The organism is Microcella sp., from assembly GCF_033763155.1.
Taxonomy (GTDB): domain Bacteria; phylum Actinomycetota; class Actinomycetes; order Actinomycetales; family Microbacteriaceae; genus Microcella.
On sequence record NZ_JANRKZ010000087.1, the window covers coordinates 1 to 3125 of the forward strand.

Genomic DNA, 3125 nt, shown 5'->3' on the forward strand with positions numbered 1-3125 from the left:
AGCTCGTATCCGGTATTAGACGTCGTTTCCAACGCTTATCCCAGAGTCAAGGGCAGGTTACTCACGTGTTACTCACCCGTTCGCCACTAATCCACCAGAGCAAGCTCCGGCTTCATCGTTCGACTTGCATGTGTTAAGCACGCCGCCAGCGTTCGTCCTGAGCCAGGATCAAACTCTCCGTAAATGTTTGATTGCACGGCGACCCGAGGGCTGCCGGCACATCTAGTGTCTCCACCGGACCGAAGTCTGAGTGGCGACGAGTTTGTCTGACTGAAGTTCGAATATCTACTGACATTCTTGTTTCAATCCAAAGGAATCTCTTGCGACCGATCGAAACCGGTCGCCGAGGTTATTTGGCATTGACTTAGTGCACGCTGTTGAGTTCTCAAGGATCGGGCGCTCCAGACCTTCAGCCTCTCGGCTGTCGCAACTGGGCAACTTCCCTACTGTATCCACCACAGCATCCCGGTGCAAATCGGTAACCTCGATGTTCTGAGTCCGACCTGCCCGGAGGCGATCTCGACGATCATGCCAACTGGGCGGATTCGCAATCCTACTTGGCGATGAGCGCACCAGCAAGTGGCTGCTCTTTCTTGGAGGATTGTGTCCCTCTTGAGGGCTGGAAGCTTTTCGCTTCCGGCACCTTTGGGGTGACGAGTTAGAAGATTACGGTTCGTTCGGGTGCGGGGCAAATTTCAGCGATTCCCGGGCGTGTCGCGCTCCACACGGCACGAGCACGGGGATCCCGTCAGCGCAGAATCAGGCCCGCGAGCGTCTTCTTTCCGCGACGGAGAACGGCCATGCCGCCGGCGAGGGCTGCGCCCGCGAGGGTCTGATCGTCGCTCGACACCGCGACGTTGTTGAGCGCAACGCCGCCTTGCGCGATCGCACGCCGGGCATCGCTCGCGCTCGAGCAGAGCCCCGTGGCGATGAGTGCCTGCACGACGGTGTCGGACTCTCCCAGCTCAGCCGTCGGAAGTTCGGCGATGACGGCGGCGAGAGTCGGAGCATCCAGCGCCGAGAGATCGCCTTGGCCGAACAGGGCTTCAGACGCGGCGATCGCTGCCTCGACGGCGGCCTGGCCGTGCACGATGGCCGTCACCTCGAGAGCGAGCCGCTTTTGGGCGGCGCGCCGGAAGGGCTCGTCGCGAACGAGCGACTCGTAGTGCTCGATCTCGGCGCGACTGAGGAACGTAAAGATCTTGAGCCTCGCGATGACATCGGCATCATCGGTGTTGAGCCAGAACTGGTACATCGCGTAGGGGCTGCACATCTCGGCGTCGAGCCAAATGGCGTTGCCCTCGCTCTTGCCGAACTTCGTGCCGTCGCTATTGGTGATGAGCGGTGTGCCAATGGCGTGCACGCTGCGGCCCTCGACCTTGTGGATGAGGTCGGTGCCGCTCGTGAGGTTGCCCCACTGGTCGCTGCCGCCGGTCTGCAGCACACAGCCGTATTGGCGGTGCAGCTCAAGGAAGTCGTAACCCTGCAAGATCTGGTAGCTGAACTCGGTGTAGGAGATGCCCGCCTCAGAGTTGAGGCGCGTCGCCACGGCGTCTTTCTTGATCATCGTGCCGACGCGGTAGTACTTGCCGATCTCGCGCAAGAAGTCGATCGCGCTGAGACCCGCGGTCCAGTCGAGATTGTTGACGAGCGTGACACCGTTCGGGCCGTCGGCATTCAAGAAACGACTGACCTGCCCTTGCAGCCGACCGACCCACTCGGCGACCGTCTCGCGGTCGTTGAGTTGCCGTTCGGCCGTGGGCCGCGGGTCGCCGATGAGACCGGTCGATCCGCCGACGAGCGCGAGGGGGCGGTGGCCAGCGAGCTGCAACCGGCGCATGAGCAGCAGCTGCACGAGGTTGCCGAGGTGCAGGCTCGGTGCCGTGGGGTCGAAGCCGCAGTAGTACGTGATGGGTTCGCCGCTCAAGGCAGCCTCGAGCGCGGACTCGTCGGTCGACACGTGCACGAGACCGCGCCACTGAATCTCGTGCCACACCGACTCGAAGCTCGAGTCGTTCTGGGTCGGAGCGGGCGTCAGGGTGCGGGATTCGTCGGCGGCGGCAGTCACCGCGCCAGCGTATCAGCGGGCTCGAGGGCGCTTTCGATGCCGGGCGTCGTGACGCTCGAGTCGCTCGCCGCGATTACGCCAGCGAGGCGAGCTGCTCGTGGAGCGCCGCGAACTGGGCAGCCACGGCCGAGGGAGCGGTGCCTCCGACGCCCGACCGTGACGCGATCGACCCCTCGACGGTCAGTACATCGCGCACGCCCGCCGTGAGGCGCGCGTCGATCGAGGCGTACTCGTCATCGCTTGGTTCGTGCAGCTCGAGTCCATGCCGCTCACAGTGGGCCACGAGAGCGCCGGAAATCTCGTGCGCCTCACGGAACGGCACACCCTGCCGAACAAGCCAGTCGGCGACATCGGTCGCGAGTGAGAAACCCTGCGGCGCGAGCGCCGCCATCCGGTCGACATCGAAGCGCAGCGTCGCGACCATGCCCGTGAACGCCGGCAGGAGCACCTCGAGCGTCTCGACGGCGTCGAAGACGGGCTCTTTGTCTTCTTGCAGATCGCGGTTGTAGGCCAGAGGAAGACCCTTGAGGGTCGTGAGCAGCCCGGCGAGATCGCCGATGAGGCGACCCGCTTTGCCCCGGGCAAGTTCGGCGATGTCGGGGTTCTTCTTTTGCGGCATGATCGACGAGCCCGTCGAGTAGCCATCGTGCAACGTCACGTAGCCGAACTCGCGCGTGTTCCAGAGAATGATCTCTTCGGCGAAACGCGACAGATCGATGCCGATTTGCGCGGCGATGTAGGCGAACTCGGCGACGAGATCGCGGCTGGCCGTGGCGTCGATCGAGTTTTCGGTGGGGCCACGGAAGCCCAGCTCAGCGGCGACGAGCGCCGGATCGAGGCCGAGGCTTGAGCCCGCGAGCGCGCCGGCGCCGTAGGGCGAGCGGTCAGCGCGTGCCGCCCAGTCGCGCAGTCGCTAGAGGTCGCGCACGAGCGGCCACGCGTGCGCGAGCAGGTGATGCGCGAGCAAGACCGGCTGGGCGTGCTGCAAGTGCGTGCGACCGGGCATGACCGCAGCGGGATGCGCCTCGGCCTGAGCGACAATCGCCCCGATGAGCGC

General features: G+C 64.4%; 1 protein-coding gene, 1 rRNA gene and 1 pseudogene. All 3 read right to left on the reverse strand.

Annotation, left to right across the window (positions count from 1 at the left end):
- Positions 1-184 (reverse strand): 16S ribosomal RNA (locus SFU54_RS04040); the annotation flags it as partial.
- Positions 185-748: 564 nt separating this feature from the next.
- Positions 749-2068: a tyrosine--tRNA ligase gene (gene tyrS / locus SFU54_RS04045; protein ID WP_319015027.1), complete on the reverse strand. Its 1320-nt coding sequence runs from the start codon at positions 2066-2068 to the stop codon at positions 749-751.
- 73 nt (positions 2069-2141) lie between these two features.
- A pseudogene (gene argH, locus SFU54_RS04050) lies at positions 2142-3125 on the reverse strand (argininosuccinate lyase); the annotation flags it as partial.